The 17,642-nt window shown below is 44.1% G+C and carries 16 protein-coding genes; 14 read left to right on the forward strand and 2 right to left on the reverse strand.

Going from position 1 to position 17,642, the window contains the following annotated elements; translation table 11 throughout:
- Positions 1 to 174: 174 nt before the first annotated feature.
- From L4C44_RS06750 to L4C44_RS06775, 6 genes are all read left to right on the forward strand, one after another.
- Complete coding sequence (locus L4C44_RS06750) at positions 175 to 933, forward strand: siderophore ferric iron reductase (RefSeq protein WP_428804748.1); 759 nt, start codon at positions 175 to 177, stop codon at positions 931 to 933.
- 80 nt (positions 934 to 1,013) lie between these two features.
- On the forward strand, positions 1,014 to 1,799 hold the full coding sequence (locus L4C44_RS06755) for an ABC transporter ATP-binding protein (RefSeq protein ID WP_428804665.1): 786 nt from the start codon (positions 1,014 to 1,016) through the stop codon (positions 1,797 to 1,799).
- Positions 1,800 to 1,944: 145 nt separating this feature from the next.
- The gene (locus tag L4C44_RS06760) at positions 1,945 to 3,030 is read left to right on the forward strand and encodes a PQQ-dependent sugar dehydrogenase (protein WP_285953619.1); all 1,086 of its coding nucleotides are present in this window, start codon (positions 1,945 to 1,947) and stop codon (positions 3,028 to 3,030) included.
- 448 nt (positions 3,031 to 3,478) lie between these two features.
- Positions 3,479 to 3,688, forward strand: coding sequence for a cold-shock protein (locus L4C44_RS06765; RefSeq protein ID WP_004737278.1), 210 nt, complete (start codon positions 3,479 to 3,481; stop codon positions 3,686 to 3,688).
- Positions 3,689 to 3,805: 117 nt separating this feature from the next.
- Positions 3,806 to 4,345: a YaeQ family protein gene (locus tag L4C44_RS06770; protein ID WP_017631131.1), complete on the forward strand. Its 540-nt coding sequence runs from the start codon at positions 3,806 to 3,808 to the stop codon at positions 4,343 to 4,345.
- Positions 4,338 to 4,937 (forward strand): hypothetical protein, encoded by a 600-nt coding sequence (locus L4C44_RS06775; RefSeq protein ID WP_285953663.1) that lies wholly within the window; start codon positions 4,338 to 4,340, stop codon positions 4,935 to 4,937. Before L4C44_RS06770 ends, L4C44_RS06775 begins: the two co-directional genes overlap by 8 nt.
- A 258-nt stretch (positions 4,938 to 5,195) precedes the next feature.
- Here the strand turns inward: L4C44_RS06775 and folE are convergent, their stop codons facing one another.
- Complete coding sequence (folE, locus tag L4C44_RS06780; RefSeq protein ID WP_017061725.1) at positions 5,196 to 5,849, reverse strand: GTP cyclohydrolase I FolE; 654 nt, start codon at positions 5,847 to 5,849, stop codon at positions 5,196 to 5,198.
- Positions 5,850 to 6,058: 209 nt separating this feature from the next.
- On the opposite strand from folE, the gene moeA reads away from it, so the two are divergent.
- From moeA to L4C44_RS06815, 7 genes are all read left to right on the forward strand, one after another.
- Entirely contained in the window at positions 6,059 to 7,294 is a 1,236-nt protein-coding gene (gene moeA, locus L4C44_RS06785) for a molybdopterin molybdotransferase MoeA (RefSeq protein ID WP_285953664.1), read from the forward strand.
- 12 nt (positions 7,295 to 7,306) lie between these two features.
- Positions 7,307 to 8,056, forward strand: coding sequence for a molybdopterin-synthase adenylyltransferase MoeB (gene moeB / locus L4C44_RS06790; protein WP_285953665.1), 750 nt, complete (start codon positions 7,307 to 7,309; stop codon positions 8,054 to 8,056).
- Between the two features lie 260 nt (positions 8,057 to 8,316).
- Entirely contained in the window at positions 8,317 to 10,452 is a 2,136-nt protein-coding gene (locus L4C44_RS06795) for an LruC domain-containing protein (RefSeq protein WP_372384972.1), read from the forward strand.
- An 11-nt stretch (positions 10,453 to 10,463) separates the two neighbouring features.
- The gene (locus L4C44_RS06800) at positions 10,464 to 11,066 is read left to right on the forward strand and encodes a hypothetical protein (RefSeq protein ID WP_372384971.1); all 603 of its coding nucleotides are present in this window, start codon (positions 10,464 to 10,466) and stop codon (positions 11,064 to 11,066) included.
- Between the two features lie 161 nt (positions 11,067 to 11,227).
- A complete protein-coding gene (locus L4C44_RS06805; RefSeq protein WP_428804666.1) occupies positions 11,228 to 11,542 on the forward strand; it encodes a hypothetical protein in 315 nt (104 codons plus the stop codon).
- A gap of 50 nt (positions 11,543 to 11,592) precedes the next feature.
- A complete protein-coding gene (locus tag L4C44_RS06810; RefSeq protein ID WP_428804667.1) occupies positions 11,593 to 12,441 on the forward strand; it encodes a sulfurtransferase in 849 nt (282 codons plus the stop codon).
- Positions 12,442 to 12,827: 386 nt separating this feature from the next.
- Positions 12,828 to 15,131 carry a putative bifunctional diguanylate cyclase/phosphodiesterase gene (locus L4C44_RS06815; protein ID WP_428804668.1) on the forward strand — a complete coding sequence of 768 codons (2,304 nt, stop codon included), beginning with the start codon at positions 12,828 to 12,830 and terminating at the stop codon, positions 15,129 to 15,131.
- Positions 15,132 to 15,225: 94 nt separating this feature from the next.
- Here L4C44_RS06815 and L4C44_RS06820 read toward each other — a convergent pair whose 3' ends face one another.
- Positions 15,226 to 16,230 (reverse strand): sugar-binding transcriptional regulator, encoded by a 1,005-nt coding sequence (locus tag L4C44_RS06820; RefSeq protein ID WP_132969104.1) that lies wholly within the window; start codon positions 16,228 to 16,230, stop codon positions 15,226 to 15,228.
- Between the two features lie 459 nt (positions 16,231 to 16,689).
- Here L4C44_RS06820 and tal point away from each other — a divergent pair, with 459 nt between their 5' ends.
- Entirely contained in the window at positions 16,690 to 17,640 is a 951-nt protein-coding gene (tal, locus tag L4C44_RS06825; protein WP_046209277.1) for a transaldolase, read from the forward strand.
- Positions 17,641 to 17,642: the final 2 nt, after the last annotated feature.

Raw genomic sequence — 17,642 nt, forward strand, 5'->3', positions numbered from 1 at the left:
TTAGAAATACTTTTTATCATTTAAAGAGGCTTTTATCACTTAAAAATGACTGAGATGCACTCAATTTATAAACCCTTTAAACCAGAGTTCTCTGAGGAGATGCTCCATTTTGTATGGTTATCATCGATAAGGTTCGATATGATAACGCAACTGATTATCATTTACTGGTTTAACATGCTTTCCCAGCTGCACAATATTGCCACTCGTCGTAGAGCCCCTTCTCTACACCAGAAAATCTTCGCTTACTCTAAACAAGTCACACCTTACCTAAGTGGAAGTTATGGTTCTCTGAGCAGCAAAAGCATCGCGATGACGAACGATAAGAGTCATATCGAAATCAAACGAGTTTACGATGGTCTTGCGAAAAATCATTCTGAGGCAGGTAAAGCTTATTGGTTAACCCGAACTTGGGACCTAGTATGTTGGCAACCCATCTATGTAACCTTCGTTTCTATCTATGGCCTTCACTCGCTGCCTGATATCAAGAATATTGGTCAGTTTAGGTACAAAGAATTCGTCACAGGGTATCGCTTCTTTAACGGAGACCATCAACACGGCTCACCCGAAGAACTAATACCTCAAGCAGGCGAAGCCATACTTGCACTCACTGAGTTTTATCGCAGCCAGATCAGTGAATGGACACGTATTCGTCCTGGGTTTACCAACCACTTACTGGCTGATCTACTATTAAGTAGTTTGATCAAGCTGCAACAGCACGAGCCAAGCCTGACCAATGATTATATCACCACGCAAGCTAAGCTTTGGTTAGAGGCATGCCAATTACCTGAGAGTCATTTAGACAGTCTTAAGGTCGATACTAATTCAGGAATGCTTAAGCTGATAAGAATCAGCTGTTGCCTAGTCTATAAGTGCGACTCTAGGAAGTATTGCGATGACTGCCCTAGGCACCCAGACAACAAGAAAAGCGCTTAATATCACTATCTAATTTTATAGGCCAATACTGAAAATTTGCTTTTATTGAGCAGCTTTATTGATCTCAACACAGGACTGACATGTTCCAGCTTTCAAACATCAAAATCGTTCGTGATGAGCGAACCATTCTCTCAATTGAAGACCTCACTATTCCGACTGATGAACTCACCGTCGTTCTTGGCCACAATGGTTCTGGTAAATCTACATTAGTCAATTTGCTATCCGGACAAATGTCACCGGATCATGGCACCGTTGAATTAGAAGGTAGTTCTCTTTCTTCATTCAAAAGCAAAGACTTAGCCAAAAAGATAGCCTATTTACCGCAAAAACTACCCGCTTCAGCTGGTTTAACGGTTGAGGAACTCGTTCGCTTAGGGCGCTTCCCTTGGAGAGGCGCATTAGGCCGTTGGAACTCTGAAGATAAGTCGATCATCCAACAAGCCATGGAGAGAACCGGAGTCTCTGAGTTTTCACAGGCATTAGCGGACGATTTGTCCGGTGGTGAACGTCAACGAGCTTGGGTCTCTATGCTGCTTGCCCAGCAATCGCCCGTACTGATCCTTGATGAGCCGACCTCTGCATTAGATGTTCATCACCAGTTCCAGCTTATGGGCTTACTGTCTGAACTCAACAAGAAGGAAAACGTTGGTGTTATCGTGATTCTGCACGACTTGAACCTTGCATTGCGCTACGCGACACACATCGTTGCTCTAAAGAAAGGGCGAATCGCATTTGAAGGCAGCGCAGATAAATTGCTCGACGAACAAGCGCTATCGGCTTTGTATGAGTCCCCTATTCGACTGATCGATCATCCTGTTCCAGCCAAGACAGCTGCAAGCAAGAAGGTTGCCGTTGTTTGCGAGTAAGCCGAAGAATCAAAGTTAAGTGAATGAGTTACTCATTCTTTGGATAGCTCACCAGCATGACGAGTGAAAACGGAGTAAATGTTTCCTTAAACTTAAATCAGCACAAGCTACACTAATACCACCTCATGAAAATCAAGGGACTGCCATGAACACTCATCATCGTATTCTTTCCTGTGCTTTGGCACTCATCGTATCGAGTCCAATATTCTCTGCTTTTGCATGGCAAGTAGAGAAAATCACAGACGGCCTCGAGATTCCATGGGGTCTCGCTTATGTCGATGACAGTACTATGCTTCTCACAGAAAAATCCGGCGTCATTAAACACGTTGATTTAAAAACAGGCGACCAAAACACACTATTCAGGCTGCCAAATATCTGGGCTAAAGGCCAAGGCGGATTATTAGATATAGCATTATCTCCTTTTGAAAACGGGAGGTTCTACGTCACTTATAGTAAAGACGTCGATGGTGAAGGCGTAACGACACTGGCTTCTGCTAATTACAGCAATAATGAAGTCACCAATTGGACAGACGTGTTTGTGTCAAAGTCCAAAACAGACGCCGGACGTCACTTTGGTAGCCGTATCACCTTTGATGATAGCCACATCTATTTTTCAATCGGTGATCGTGGTGAGCGAGACAATGGCCAAGATACACTGACTCACGCAGGTTCGATATTGCGATTGAATGCCGATGGAAGTACCCCAAGTGATAACCCATTCACCGATAATAACAAGGTTCTCAATGAGATTTGGAGTTTTGGTCATCGTAACCCACAAGGTCTCTTTTACGACTTTCCAACTCAGAAGTTGTGGTCGATTGAACACGGTCCGCGCGGTGGTGATGAAATCAATCTAATCAAAGCAGGTGCCAACTATGGCTGGCCTGTAACCTCACACGGAAAAGAGTACTGGGGTCCAATCAGCGTTGGTGAATCTGAAACCAAAGAAGGCATAGAAGCGCCTAGAAAGGTCTACATTCCCTCAATCGCACCCGGCAGCTTAGTGGTTTATCAAGGAGATAAATTTCCTGAACTCAAAGGGAAACTATTAGCGGGTGCACTCAAGCTTACCCATATCAATGTGGTGACGGTCAATACACAAGGTGAGGCAATAGAAGAAGAGCGCCTACTTGAAGACTTAGGTGAACGAATCAGGGACATTGAAACCTCACCAGACGGCGACATCTTCTTTAGTACTGATAATGGCAACCTTTATCGCTTGAAAAAGTAGTCGATACATTGTTCAAGTAAAGACATTTTCCTTACAACGAAATCTATAGATATAAGCCGTAAAAAGTGGGCTCAAGACCCAATTAGCGGCTTTTAATTTGCAAAAATGAAGGCGCTAAAACAGTGCAATTACTCCAAATTTGTCATCAATATCGACCACCTTTTTCACAAAAACGACAACAAATCACCATACAACTGTAACTCCATGATATTTAAGGAATGCAAAGTTTGACTACCCCCAAGTTTCTGCAACCTTTCACTATGGATTCGATTGACTATCCCCTGATTTGATTTAGACTTCATCTCGGCTAGAAAGAAAGTTCTTTGTATATAAACATTTCGTTGGATTACTAGTAACCCCGTTGTGTTGTACGCAATAGCAATAAACTTTTCCACGCTATCAGTGCCACAATTGGCTCAAAATAAAAATTTAATTTTAGGATATCATCATGTCTAACACAGTTACTGGTACAGTAAAATGGTTCAACGAAACTAAAGGCTTCGGCTTCATTCAACAAGAAAACGGTCCAGACGTATTCGCACACTTCTCAGCTATCACTGGCGAAGGTTTCAAAACTCTTGCTGAAGGCCAAAAAGTTGAGTTCGTAGTATCTCAAGGTCAAAAAGGCCCACAAGCTGACAGCATCAAAGTACTTTAATTTAGTATTTTATAGCTTTCTAAAAATAGCCAGCCTCTGCTGGCTATTTTTTTACCCGCTATTCAGAGATTTAAGGTAATATTCCCCTTCACTATTTCTACCTAAGACACCCTCTCAATGGCTCTTAAACCGACAATCTACAAGTTTCGTATCTCTTTAACTGATATGAATCGCGACTATTACGACTCTTTTAATCTAACGGTTGCACAACACCCTTCTGAAACAGAACAGCGAATGATGGCTCGAATCATGGCTTTCTGTATCAATGCCTCTCCTGAACTTGAGTTCACTAAAGGGTTGTCTAGCATTGAAGAACCCGATTTATGGCAGAAATCGTTAGATGATCAAATCCTAGAATGGGTTGATGTCGGCGAACCCGATCCAGAGCGTGTTAAGAAAGCAACTCGCCTATCTAAATCAGTGCGTGTATTCAGCTTCAACACTAAATCAAACGTGTGGTGGGAGCAGAACAAAGGTAAATTCGGTTACCTGAAAGCTCAGATCGTTCGTCTAGACAACGATGGTATTGAGCAGCTTGCAGCGATGACACAACGCACGATGGATCTTTCAGTGATGCTGACTGGCAACTCTGCTTTCGTTAACAGCGATACTCAATCGGCTGAAGTAACGTGGGAAGAGCTACAGAGTAATGACTGAGCTTCCAACTAGTGATCAGCAGAAACTTGAAGCAAATCAGCAAGTAAAAACCAAGCTGCACTCTTGTCTGAAAGAGTCTGGTTTAGACTCAGTAGCCGCGATTGCGACAGGTTTCGAGAAAGAGCTAACGACTTTTATCGACGAAAACCACGCTCTGTTTAAACACGCTTGTGAGAATAAGCCGGACAACTCTGCACGTCAGACGTTGCTTGGTCTGTTAACCAAGGTACATATCGATGCAAGCTATCGCTTTGAAAGCAATAAAGAAGCGAATGAGGCGATGCAAAATGTATTCGATAACACAGTAGGCACAGAGCACAGCGACAAGTTTCAAAACTCTAACGCTCAACAGTTAAAATTAGTGACTCATTTGTGGTTGTTCATTCAAGGACGACTAGGAATGGATTACAGTCTAGCCAATGATCATGCTGCTGTAGCCGCTACACTGCTGTCTCGCTTATCGAGAAGCACTGACGATGAGATTCGCGTAGAGTTCATGGCGAGCTTTTATGATGGCTTGAACATCTACCAAGCAGAGAACAAACCGTCAGGTATTGTTCACCACTTAAAGCGTTTGTTTAACCTTTCTTAAGCATTCCACCAGCTGAAACCAAATTTGTGCTTTACACCGTGTAGAGCGCATCTATTTCCAACCACCGCTTGCACTATCACCTCTGAGCATAAAAGCAGATTCCCTACTCGCTCATTCTTGACTCTAGGGAATGACGACATTCTCAGTCATTGCAATTAACTTTACTACAAGTACAAAAAAGCCCCGCGAGTGCGAGGCTTAAAATCTTGGTTGTCGATTTTCTGAGGCTAAATCGAGCTTATCAAATAACGAAACGTATTAACGCAGGCCGTGCAAGAATTCGTGGCGCGTTGCTGGGTTTGATCTAAAAATACCGCCCAGTGCTGTTGTTGTCGTTTCGCTGGTTGCGTCCATTACACCACGTGATTTCACGCAGTAGTGAACCGCATCCATGGTTACAGCAACGTCATCGGTTTCTAATAGCGTTTGCAATGCAACAAGGATCTGCTGTGTCATACGCTCTTGAACTTGCGGGCGCTGAGCAAAGAATCGAACAATACGGTTAATCTTTGAAAGGCCGATGATTTTCCCACGAGGGATATAGGCTACCGCTGTCTTACCATCAATCGTCACTAAGTGGTGTTCACAAGTACTGGTCACGGTAATGTCTTTTACACGTACCATCTCACGAACACCCATCTTATTTTCGATTACGGTAATTTTAGGGAAATTGGCGTAATCCAAACCAGAGAAAATTTCATCCACGTACATTTTAGCAATACGTTGCGGTGTTTCTTCTAGGCTATCGTCCGTAAGATCAAGTTCAAGGAGAGTTAGAATCTCACGCATATGGTGTTCGATTCGTTCCTTTTTCTCTTCTCGGCTAACCTGGTTAGGACTCATTGGTGTCTCTAATCCGCGGCTTGCTAGCGCATCTTTAACCAACTTCGCTGATTCGCTAAGACCTGACATTGAACTTCCTCTTTTATTACCCCTTTTGGATGGCAGACAAGGATACTCGGAATTTTGAATAATTACACCCATATTTTAAGGGAGGTCATTATTTACGGACCTTAAACTATGCTAAAGTGACTGCAATTTCGTTGGCGAACTTTTTAGTCTCAAAACCGATTCTGATGCCAACCATCAAATAAAATAATAACGATCAAAGGAATTCAATTATGGGCTGTTGCGACGCTCCGGGCTTGATGCCAATTGAAGAAGCACTAGATAAGCTACTATCACCAATTAAACCTATTCAAACGACCTTATCGCTGCCATTGGCAGATGCATTAGGTTACGTACTTGCTGAAGATATCCTCTCCCCTATTTTCGTACCTCCTTTTGATAACTCAGCAATGGACGGTTACGCGCTACGTTTAGCGGACCTAGAAAACGGTAAAGTACTGCCCTTAGCAGGCAAATCTTTTGCAGGTCAGCCATTTGAAGGCGAATGGCCAAGCAACACCTGTATTCGCATTATGACAGGAGCTAAAATCCCAGAAGGGTGCGATGCAGTCATCATGCAAGAAAATACTCGCGAAACCGATGCGGGCATCGAAATTCAGCAAGACGACATCAGACTGAACAACAATATTCGCCCTACCGGTGATGACATCAAACAAGGTGACATCGTTCTTAGCCGCGGTGAACGTTTAACGCCTCGCGACATTCCAATGATCGCTTCACTTGGTGTGAGCCATGTGACTGTTGCACACAAACCTAAAGTCGCTTTCTTCTCTACTGGCGATGAGCTAAAACCGCTAGGTCAGCCTCTTGAAGATGGTCAGATCTACGACAGCAACCGCTACGGTATCAAACCACTGATTGAAGCGTTTGGTTGCGAAGCGATTGACCTAGGCATCATCCCTGATTGCCCTACGACGCTTAAAGAAACCTTCGAGAAAGCTCAAGAATTGGCAGACGTTGTCGTGACTTCCGGTGGCGTAAGTGTTGGCGAAGCCGATTACACCAAAGACATCCTTGAAGAACTTGGTCAAATCGGCTTTTGGAAACTAGCTATCAAACCGGGTAAGCCGTTCGCATTTGGTGAGCTAGACAACGCTTGGTTCTGTGGCCTACCGGGTAACCCAGTATCAGCGATGATGACGATGTATGTTTTGGTTCAGCCTATGCTTGCTAAACTTGCAGGTCACACTGCATGGACAGCGCCAGAATCGATCCCTGCTATTACTAAATCTGCATTTAAAAAAGGCCCAGGCCGTACTGACTATCAACGTGGTATCTACTCGATTGAAAACGGTCAATTTGTAGTAGAAACAACAGGTAACCAAAGCTCTGGCGCTTTCCGTTCAATGAGCCTAGCAAACTGCTTTGTGGTACTTGAGCGTGAGCGTGGCCGTGTTGAAGTGGGCGAAACAGTTCAGATTCAATTGTTTAACTCGACGCTTTACTAACAAGGCTTACTGATGGAAATACTGTCTGACGCAGAGATGCTTCGTTACAATCGCCAGATCATTCTTAAGCAGTTTGATTTTGAAGGCCAAGAAGCGCTGAAACAGAGCTCAATCTTAGTGTTGGGTGCAGGAGGCCTTGGTTGTGCCTCTGCTCAATACCTAGCGACTGCGGGCATTGGTAAGCTGACACTGATCGACGACGATATTGTCGAGCTTTCAAACCTGCAGCGACAAGTGCTTCACACCGATGCTGATATTGGTAAAAAGAAAGTCGTTTCAGCCGCCGAATCATTACAGGTGTTAAACCCACACCTAAAAGTTGAGACTGTCGATCACAGGCTCGATGACGAAACGCTTGCGAACCTAATCGAAGCGCATTCGTTAGTGCTTGATGCCAGCGACAATGTTGAAACACGCAATCAACTTAACCGCTTATGCTACGCATCTAAAACGCCATTGGTTTCTGGTGCTGCGATTCGTATGGAAGGTCAGATTAGCGTATTCACTTATCAAGATGAAAATGCACCGTGTTACCAATGCTTAAGCGCTCTGTTCGGCAATGCGGCACTAAGTTGTGTCGAAGCCGGTGTGATGGCGCCAGTAGTTGGTATGGTGGGCGCGGCTCAGGCTTTGGAAGCGATTAAAGTTATTGCTAAGTTTGGACAACCAAAGCAAGGCAAACTTTTGATTCTCGATGCCATGTCTCACAGTTGGCGTGAGATGAATTTAATGAAGATGCCGAATTGTTCGGTGTGTGGTTAAGCTAATCACGAGTAAGATAGCTACTTTATAACTCCTCAAGCCCTGACCAATGTCGGGGCTTTTTATATTTGAACTTGAATCCAAACATTCCTGATTTCAAATTGAAACATTTCATGAGGAATCAGTTTCATTTGAATTCTCATTTTGAGAAAACAGATTTTCGCTGAAGAGTTAAGAATGAAAACCATCTAAAATCAATAACTTAAAATTGGCACGTAACTTGTAAAAGTATCTATACCTTCCATGACAAGGATGTAGATATGAGAATCACAACGTTAAGTTTGCTATTAAGTGCGCCATTGGTCGCCAACGCAGCGCCATTCGATACCTGCCCTAGTAAGGCATACCTATTTCAGTCGAAACCCGTTGAGGTTTGGGGCGTTAACCTAGTTACCGGCTCAACCACCCTGTTAGAAGACGATACAGGCATGAATGCCAACATCAATGGTGTCGGTTTTGACTTTCAAGACAGATATATTTATGGCTATGACACCACCAACAAACGCTTAGTGCGTCTTGGCCAAGACTTCCAAGCAGAGGTCATCAACACCAGCGGCTTACCAACCGATCACACCTTTTATGTAGGCGATGTCTACGACCATGTTTACTACCTATACCGCACAGGTAAGGGGCTGTTCACCGTTGACCTTTCGCCTTTAGATGCCGATCCAAATGCGACTGTTACCGTTAACAAAATTGTAGGCAGCCCAGCAACCGTAAAATTGACTGATTTCGCCTTTCACCCAAGCGATGGCTCTCTATATGGTATTGATAATAACTCGGGCGGCTTGTACCAATTCAACCCAACCACAGGAGCCGAAACCTACATCGGCGATACCGGTGAGTTAGGTACGTTCGGTGCTGGCTATTTTGATGTCAATGGCTACTACTACGTATCTCGAAACCAAGACGGTAAGATCTACCGAATCAACCTATCTCCCGACAACGCTGCCAATATCGCAGCAGGTATTGTTCCAGCCGATGAATTTGTACCGAATGGCCCAATTTCTGGTCAAAATGATGGTGCTCGTTGTGCTAATGCACCTGTTGTGGATGAAGACTCAAACATCGACTTCGGTGATGCTCCAGACAGCTACCTAACGTTACTGGCGAGCAATGGTCCTCGACATGAGCTTGATGGCATCACTTGGTTGGGTACAACACCACCAGATGCAGACTTGGATGGTTACGTTACTCCACAATCAGATGAAACTATTGGAGTGGACGATGAGTGGGCTAACGGTGGTATCGGTTTTGTTACTGCGCTTGAAGCCGGGCTTGATTCAAAAGTGGTAATTGAAGCTTCAACAACCGGTTACCTTTCGGCTTGGATCGACTGGAACCAAGACGGTAGCTTCGATGGTGCCAACGAACAAGTATTTACAGATTACCTGTTAGATGCTGGTGAAAATGAGTTATTCCTAAATGTCGATATCAACGCACTGACTGGTACCACATGGGCTCGATTCAGATTCAGTCAACAAACCAACTTAAGCTACTTTGGCGGTTCAACCTCCGGTGAAGTAGTGGATATTCAAGTTGACGTATTGAATGATGGTGCGACAGCTCGCTACTTCCCTAGTGCTTCTGGCTACGCAACACTCGCCTACGAGGATAACTGGCCGTACAAAGCCGATTACGATATGAATGACGCAGTCCTATTCTACCGCATAACGGAAATCCTTAAAGATGGCAAAGTAGTTAAATCAACCATTGATGGACGCCTTGCTGCTGTAGGTGCTTCATACAGAAACGGTTTCGCAGTTCGACTTCCAAACCTAGATCCAAGTTTAGTGAGTAGTGGTAACTCTTACATGAAACACAACGGGGTATTCACAGACCTAGATCTTGAATCAGGACGTAGCGAAGCAATATTTGTCATTGCAAACGACTTAACTGAGAAAATCACTACCGCTTGTAACTTCTACCGTACCAGTAATGGATGTAAAGAAGACGAACAGTTCTCCTTCCAAGTTGGTATTACCTTAGCAGGGGATGGTGTGAGCACTGCAAGTTGGACTGATATGCCTTACGACCCGTTCATCTTCGCGACGCCAGGATACTATCACGGTGAAAACCTTCCTGCGCATCCGGGACGTAGCTGGGAGGTACATCTACCAGACCAAGCACCAACCGAGGCCTTCGATACAGTGAACCTATTTGACTCTGGGATCGGTGTTGACGATAGCGACCCAGCAACGGGTAAATATTTCAAGACAGCAGAAAACCACCCTTGGGCTCTCATTATTACATCAACAGAAGAGTGGGAATGGCCGCAAGAATACGTGGATATCGTAACTGCTTACCCAGAGTTTAAGCAGTGGGCAGAGTCAAGCGGTGAAAATAACCAGACTTGGTACGTATCACCAGCAGACAACCAATGTTACGAGCCATAAGGAGAGACGTCATGAGTATCAAAGATAAACATAATCGCGAACATCATAACGTTGAGTTGAGAAGCAACCTCTCTAAGGAAAATAATATGTCTGCACAAAGCTCTTGGAACATGAAGAAAACAATGACCGTAGTTTTAGCTACAGCCCCACTCCTACTAGCAGGTTGTGGTGGGGGCGGAGGTGGCGGGGGCGGCAGCACGGCTTCTCCTTCACCGTCTTCACCGGCGACGCCAGCAACACCAGCAACGCCATCACCGTCTCCAGTAGCCAGTGCAGCAGCGGTACCCACTTACACTATGAGTGATTTAGTTGTACCCGACGGTTTTGATTACAGCTCTATAGAGCAGTTTGATATCGACATCGACATCAGTAGTATTTCAATAGACCGTTCATTTGTTACCGTGTATAGCCGTTTTAGTGCTCGTGACGACTCGACATTGAAACCAGACTACTCAAGCAAAGTGATTGCAGGATCATTAAACAATGGTGTGTTTGCCTCTAATTTCACGAGCCCAGTCAGCCACGATTCACTTCTCGTAGAGATTTGGTTTTACGATGGTCAGCCACCTCTACAAAAAGTAGTATCGAGCAGCAATTCTCAGATTGTGTGGTAATGAAAGTTTAGATTCGAATATCTACAGACAAAAGTGAGCAGCAATGCTCACTTTTTTGATCGCTCCAAACCAATAAAAGTGAAAATTATCTAATTAGAGTTCATTCACTTTACTTCGAATCTAACTTATATTTTCAAGATAACCTTCAAAGACTTACTCTCATGAAACAGTTAAAAATAGGTCTATTTATCTTAATGTGCGGTGTCGGCGTATTAGTTACCCTTACCCATTTTCCGCTGACGTCACAGACGGGGCAACGTATTGAAGCCAAAGTGATTTCGAATACACTCACTCAGTCATTAGATGGACACAGGCGTTATCTTACTGTTCAAACTCAAAACAACAGTGTATTTCGCGTATCCATTGCACCGACCACAGACTGCCCTATTGATTCTGTAGTCTCGCTTGATACATTAAGTAACCAAATCACCGGACAAAGCAGCTATCAGTTCATCCACTGTAGAGCTGCACCTTAGCCGCCGATATAACAACAGCTATAACTACAACAAGAATGGATATAACAATAATGAATCAGCCACTCATCTCACCAGAACAACTTCAACAACGTTTGCTAGCAGAAGACAACATCATCATCTTAGACGCCAGTATCGAATTTCAAATTCCAAGTGAGTCTGAAAAGATCAAAGGACAAATGATTCCTGGAGCAATTCGTTTCGACTACGACAAAGACTTCAGCAACAAACATACCCTACTTCCTCACATGTTCCCTTCCGAAAAACACTTCAACACTCGTGCACGTGAAATTGGTATCAACCAAGACAGCACGATTGTGGTGTACGATAACTCCGGAACCTTCGCTTCGCCCCGTGCATGGTGGATGTTTATGGCAATGGGACACAACAACGTACACATTTTAGACGGTGGCTTGCCAGCATGGATTGAAGCGGGTTACGCGACGGACACATCGTACAGAGCTGAAGTAACACCAGGCAATTTCGAAGGCAACATTCAAGACAACTACTTTGTGGATGCAAAGCAAGTCCTAAGCTATTCAGAGAACAAGAGTGCCAATATTCTGGATGCTCGATCTCAAGCTCGTTTTGATTCAGAAGTGCCTGAACCAAGAGCTGGATTACGCAGCGGGCATATTCCAAACTCAGTTTGTCTACCATTCGCACAAGTGCTGAACAACGGCAAGTTGAAACCACAGAGCGAGCTTGCAGAAATCTTTTCTACGTTAGACTTAACGCCAACTCAACCGATGTTCTTTAGCTGTGGTTCAGGTGTGACTGCCTGCATCATTTTGTTGGCTGCTAAATTGGCGGGATACTCGGGTGAAATGGGAGTTTACGATGGCTCATGGACAGAATGGGGCGCTAACGAAAGCCTGCCTATCACCGTAACAAACCAGTAATTCAACTTCGCTTACTGCCACTGTTAGAATATACTGCGCATGCATAAAGAGCTTGCTGATAATGATGACCTCACATCTCATGAAGTAAGCCTTTGTGCCGCAGTTAACACTATGTTCGCTCTAGGCTAAGACTCGATTAACACTGTTTGATTGGTAATCCACATCAACTTGCTAACCATAACTTGTGATTAATCATAAACTAATCGTTATCAAAATTATGAATACTAATATTTCACTCAAGAATCTCTGCTCATAGTCGTTACACTATTTAATCATTAATACTTTCATTGTGGATATTTGTATCCTTCGTTGCATGAATCACGCTGACGACCCAATAGTTTGTCACTTGCTCTCTGTTAATAGTAGTAACCAACAAAAGGCATCTCATGGCTCTATTTAAGAAAAATATCTGGTCGCTGTACGCTATGATCGTGCTGCTTACCGTGATACTTTTCTCCGTGTTGGGAGTAACAAACTGGAAAGCAAACAGAGACGACTTCATAGAGCAGCAACACATTCAAGTTGAGCTTTTTTCTAGCTCAGTCAACTCACTGCTGACCAGTCAAGAAGCCTTGTTAGAAGTGGTAGGCCATCAACTGGCTCAACAGTCTGACTTTACACGTACTGCATCTATCCAAATTAGACCCATTTTAGACAAGCTACTTGAAACCCACCCTGCAATAGCAGCGTTTGGCTTGTTGAACACCGACGGTGACTACCTCTCGATCAGCTCAAATCTCCAACTTGCGAATCAAAGGAATTTGCTGCAATACGCACCAACGAGAGACTCCTTTTTAGACGCCCTATCTAGCAGTAGCATGGTGCTTGGCCGTACCTATTTTCAAGAATCGCTGAATAGCTTGGTTATCCCACTGAGAAAATCCATTTCAATCGATGGCAAGAAAGCCGATGCAGTAATGACCGCCGGGCTACGATTAGACGCCACGATCGTATTTGAAAATAATGCTCACGCCGGAAGTTTCAATACACTAAGCCTGCTCAGGACAGACAGCTATCGCCAATTTTATTCGAGTGATATCGAATCTGAGAGTGCGTATTCCTCTCCAGTAGGCAAAGATGTCATACAGCGTATTACACGCACCTTTACCGACCACTTCGGAATTAGCGTGCAAGAAGCGATGAATGGGCAAGAAACCTACTCTTTTGTCGTAGACGATGAACAATACCACTCTTTAATAAGCGCGAAATACATCCCAAACTACAAATTATGGGTGGTAGGGCGTACGGACCTAACTCACGTCGATAGCATATTCAGACAAGAGTTCAGCATTCTGTTCGTTGCCTTTATTTTTCTTCAGTTCGGTTTCTACTTTTTGGTTAAGTCGATTGCCAAGAATGAACAACGCACTCGTAGCCAACTCATTTATCAGGCGAACCATGACCCATTAACCTCTCTGCCAAACCGTTTGTACATGCGTAAAAATATTGGCAAATGGATTGACGATGACTCAGAGCCATTTTCGCTATTATTTATCGATATCGATAACTTTAAGTGTGTTAATGATACTCACGGGCACGACTTCGGGGACAAGGTACTCAGACAGATTGCGTTACGTTTGATGAGATTCCGTTCTCGACTCAGTTTGTTGGTGCGTGAATCCAGCGACGAGTTTCTATTCTTAACACCGTTAACGAACGAATCTGAGATTAAACGACTCGCCGAGCGGATTATTGAAGTACTTTCTCAACCTTATGAAGTAGAACACTCCCAGTTCTTGCTCGGCTGCAGTATTGGTATTGCTCGCTTCCCCGAACACGGAAAAGATTTGGATAGCTTGCTCCGTTCTGCCGATATTTCAATGTACAAAGCGAAGCAACAACAGAACTCATACAGTATTTTTACCACGGCGCTGCAAGACGCTCACCTCTACAGAATGAAAGTAGAACAAAGGCTACGCATCGCTATCGAGAAACAAACACTGTTCATGGTTTTCCAACCACTGGTTCGTGCAAATGAGAGTATTCACGGTGTAGAAGCACTCGTTCGCTGGATTGATGACGAATTGGGTTTTGTTCCGCCGGATGTCTTTATACCGATAGCAGAGAACACAGGCTTAATGCAAAAACTGGGTACTTTTATTATTGAGTCCAGCATTATGCAGATCACCCACTTGCACCGAACAACCGAACAAAAGATCGGGCTGTCGATCAATATATCTGTTCGTCAGTTTTCCCATAAGTCGTTCTCTGACCACTTATTCGCTACGCTTGAAAAGTATCAGTTCTCTCCAAGCTGTTTAACGCTAGAGATAACGGAGAGTTTGTTCATTGAAGATGTAGCTATAGTGAAACCACTGTTTGAAGCACTCAAAGAAAACGATATTAAGATCTCTCTGGATGACTTCGGTACCGGCTATTCATCGTTGAGCATGTTGAAAGCACTCCCTATCGACGAACTTAAGATTGATAAGAGTTTCATTGAGAACATAACTATAGACCAGCAGTCACTGACTATGGTGCAAAACATTATCGCAATCGGTAAAAACTTCGGCATGGTGGTATTGGCAGAAGGCGTAGAATCAAACGAACACTTCTCGATTCTAAAGGCCTGTGGATGTGATTTGATGCAAGGCTACTACTTCTCTCGCCCTATTCCTTATGATGAGCTGTGCGAGTATCTAGCACCAACTCAGGTTGAGACAATAGAGCTACCAGAACCAACGGCATAGCTGTCAGTTGATCTCTCCCACCTCTCGAATAACGCGATGAATCAAAAAGGGAGCCTAAACGGGCTCCCTTTCGCTTATCAATAACACTTGTACCTTAACGATTTTCGTCTAACTCAGCGTGCTTCATCTGCTCATCCAAGTTAAGAACAGTCAAAGCATTACTTACGCTGGTTGCAATCACATCAACCACGCCAGTTCTTAACGCACCTAATAATGCGAGGGGTTTACTGTTCTCGGCAGCGATAGCGATCACTTCTGCTATTGGTCGAAACTCTTCTAAGCCTAAGCCAATGACTCGGTCACTCATTACTGTGTTTGCCGCTTTGCCGTGTACGTCAAAAAAGTCATAACCCGCAAAGTCACCGACCACACCTTGTAGTAAACGAGATTGAACAACCTCACCTGCAGTAAACCAACCTAAGTCGACCATATAGCTGTTTTCACTCATGTCACCGATACCGACTAATGCAACGTCGGCCTTTCGGGCTAGATCGAGTGTTTGCTTAACGGTGCTGTTTTCCATGAATGCCGTTTTTTGTGCTTTGTTTTCTGCATAAGCGGGCGCGTATAAGGTTTCAGAAGACCCACCGTACTTTTTGGCTAGCTGCCTACATATGTGGTCGGCATTAAACATACCGCCTCTTGGGTGAATACCGCCGATGCCACACACGAACTTACAATCACGAGGGGTAATTACACCAGTATGGTGAGCAACAGACGATACGTTTCGGCCTTGGCCTACTGTCACCACCATGCCATTTTTCAAGGTACTGGTTAAATAGTTAGACACTAAGCCTGCAACTTGGAGTCGCTGCTTCTCTTCATTCGGTTGATCTAGTGCCACAAGTGCGCGTTTCACACCAAAGCGCTCAATTAAGCGTTGTTCTATCTTGGCACTGAATACTGGGTGGTATTTCACGGTGATCTCAACAATGCCCTCATCTCGGGCTTGCTTGAGCATTCGACCAACCTTTGCACGAGAGATAGAGTACTTTTTAGAGATCTCTTCTTGTGTCGCGCCATCCTGATAATAAGCAACCGCCACTTCAGTGAGGAGATCAGTGTTTTCTTCGGAAACATCTTGGATATTCTTACTCATATACCACGCAACCTATATTTAACAATTATTTTACCTGCTTTGAGAACAAATGTTCGATGCATCAGCAAGTGATACACAAGTTTACACTGCGAACATATGTAACGACAAGGAACATTTGTTCACGGTGATAGCCTTGGTTTTATTGTTGATTAATTCACCTTCCCATGCCCGTTAAACGTTTGCCTGCATACCCCATGATTACTAGAGCGAAATATATTTGACTGAAGTCACCATACAGGACTATTTACCGTTGACTTTGGTGCTAGATCGGATAAATATGGCTACATCATTTACTCATCGAGCGATCAAATGTTCTGTGCAAATGTTCGTTCGGAGAAAAATTTAAATTAATGTAAGTTTGGCTCACTGGTACAACCATTGAGAACTTCATTAGTTAGCTTGCAAATGCCCGCACCTCTCCCATTAAAGGGGTGTTATGCGATACATAGGATGATCAAAATGAGCAATAAATTAGAGCAACTTCGTAAACTAACAACTGTTGTAGCTGACACTGGCGATATTGAAGCTATCAGCAAGTACACTCCTGAAGATGCAACAACTAACCCATCTCTAATTCTTAAAGCCGCTCAAATTGCTGAGTACGCTCCTTTAATCGATGCTTCTATCGAATACGCTAAAGCGCAAAGCGATGACAAAGCACAGCAAGTTCAAGACACTTGCGACATGCTTAACGTGAACATCGGTAAAGAAATCCTGAAAGTTGTACCTGGCCGTATCTCTACTGAAGTAGATGCTCGTCTTTCTTACGACATGGAAGGCAGCGTTGCTAAAGCTCGTCAACTTATCAAAATGTACAACGACGCTGGCATCACTAACGACCGCATCCTTATCAAACTCGCTTCTACTTGGGAAGGCATCCGCGCTGCTGAAATCCTAGAGAAAGAAGGCATCAACTGTAACCTAACGCTTCTATTCTCTTTCGCTCAAGCTCGTGCTTGTGCTGAAGCTGGCGTATTCCTAATCTCTCCTTTCGTAGGTCGCATCATGGACTGGTACAAAGCGAAAGAAGGTCGTGATTTCGAAGCTTCAGAAGATCCAGGCGTAATCTCTGTTTCAGATATCTACAACTACTACAAAGACCACGGTTACAAGACTGTTGTTATGGGCGCAAGCTTCCGTAACATCGGCGAGATCCTTGAACTTGCTGGTTGTGACCGTCTAACTATCGCACCTCAACTTCTAGCAGACCTAGAAGCAGCAGAAGGCGAAGTAGTTGAGAAGCTAATCGACTCTAACGGTACTAAAGAGCGTCCAGCAGCGATGACTCACGCTGAGTTCCTATGGGACCACAACCAAGACGCAATGGCTGTTGAGAAGCTAGCTGAAGGCATCCGCAACTTCGCAGTTGACCAAGGCAAACTAGAAGACATGATCGCAGCTAAGCTGTAATC

Source organism: Vibrio satsumensis (assembly GCF_050337435.1).
Lineage (GTDB): Bacteria > Pseudomonadota > Gammaproteobacteria > Enterobacterales > Vibrionaceae > Vibrio > Vibrio satsumensis.

Coding starts and splice junctions, on each gene's coding strand:
- L4C44_RS06750 (WP_428804748.1), top strand. CDS start 175: ATGCTTTCCCAGCTGCACAATATTGCCACTCGTCGTAGAGCCCCTTCT.
- L4C44_RS06755 (WP_428804665.1), top strand. CDS start 1,014: ATGTTCCAGCTTTCAAACATCAAAATCGTTCGTGATGAGCGAACCATT.
- L4C44_RS06760 (WP_285953619.1), top strand. CDS start 1,945: ATGAACACTCATCATCGTATTCTTTCCTGTGCTTTGGCACTCATCGTA.
- L4C44_RS06765 (WP_004737278.1), top strand. CDS start 3,479: ATGTCTAACACAGTTACTGGTACAGTAAAATGGTTCAACGAAACTAAA.
- L4C44_RS06770 (WP_017631131.1), top strand. CDS start 3,806: ATGGCTCTTAAACCGACAATCTACAAGTTTCGTATCTCTTTAACTGAT.
- L4C44_RS06775 (WP_285953663.1), top strand. CDS start 4,338: ATGACTGAGCTTCCAACTAGTGATCAGCAGAAACTTGAAGCAAATCAG.
- folE (WP_017061725.1), bottom strand. CDS start 5,849: ATGTCAGGTCTTAGCGAATCAGCGAAGTTGGTTAAAGATGCGCTAGCA.
- moeA (WP_285953664.1), top strand. CDS start 6,059: ATGGGCTGTTGCGACGCTCCGGGCTTGATGCCAATTGAAGAAGCACTA.
- moeB (WP_285953665.1), top strand. CDS start 7,307: ATGGAAATACTGTCTGACGCAGAGATGCTTCGTTACAATCGCCAGATC.
- L4C44_RS06795 (WP_372384972.1), top strand. CDS start 8,317: ATGAGAATCACAACGTTAAGTTTGCTATTAAGTGCGCCATTGGTCGCC.
- L4C44_RS06800 (WP_372384971.1), top strand. CDS start 10,464: ATGAGTATCAAAGATAAACATAATCGCGAACATCATAACGTTGAGTTG.
- L4C44_RS06805 (WP_428804666.1), top strand. CDS start 11,228: ATGAAACAGTTAAAAATAGGTCTATTTATCTTAATGTGCGGTGTCGGC.
- L4C44_RS06810 (WP_428804667.1), top strand. CDS start 11,593: ATGAATCAGCCACTCATCTCACCAGAACAACTTCAACAACGTTTGCTA.
- L4C44_RS06815 (WP_428804668.1), top strand. CDS start 12,828: ATGGCTCTATTTAAGAAAAATATCTGGTCGCTGTACGCTATGATCGTG.
- L4C44_RS06820 (WP_132969104.1), bottom strand. CDS start 16,230: ATGAGTAAGAATATCCAAGATGTTTCCGAAGAAAACACTGATCTCCTC.
- tal (WP_046209277.1), top strand. CDS start 16,690: ATGAGCAATAAATTAGAGCAACTTCGTAAACTAACAACTGTTGTAGCT.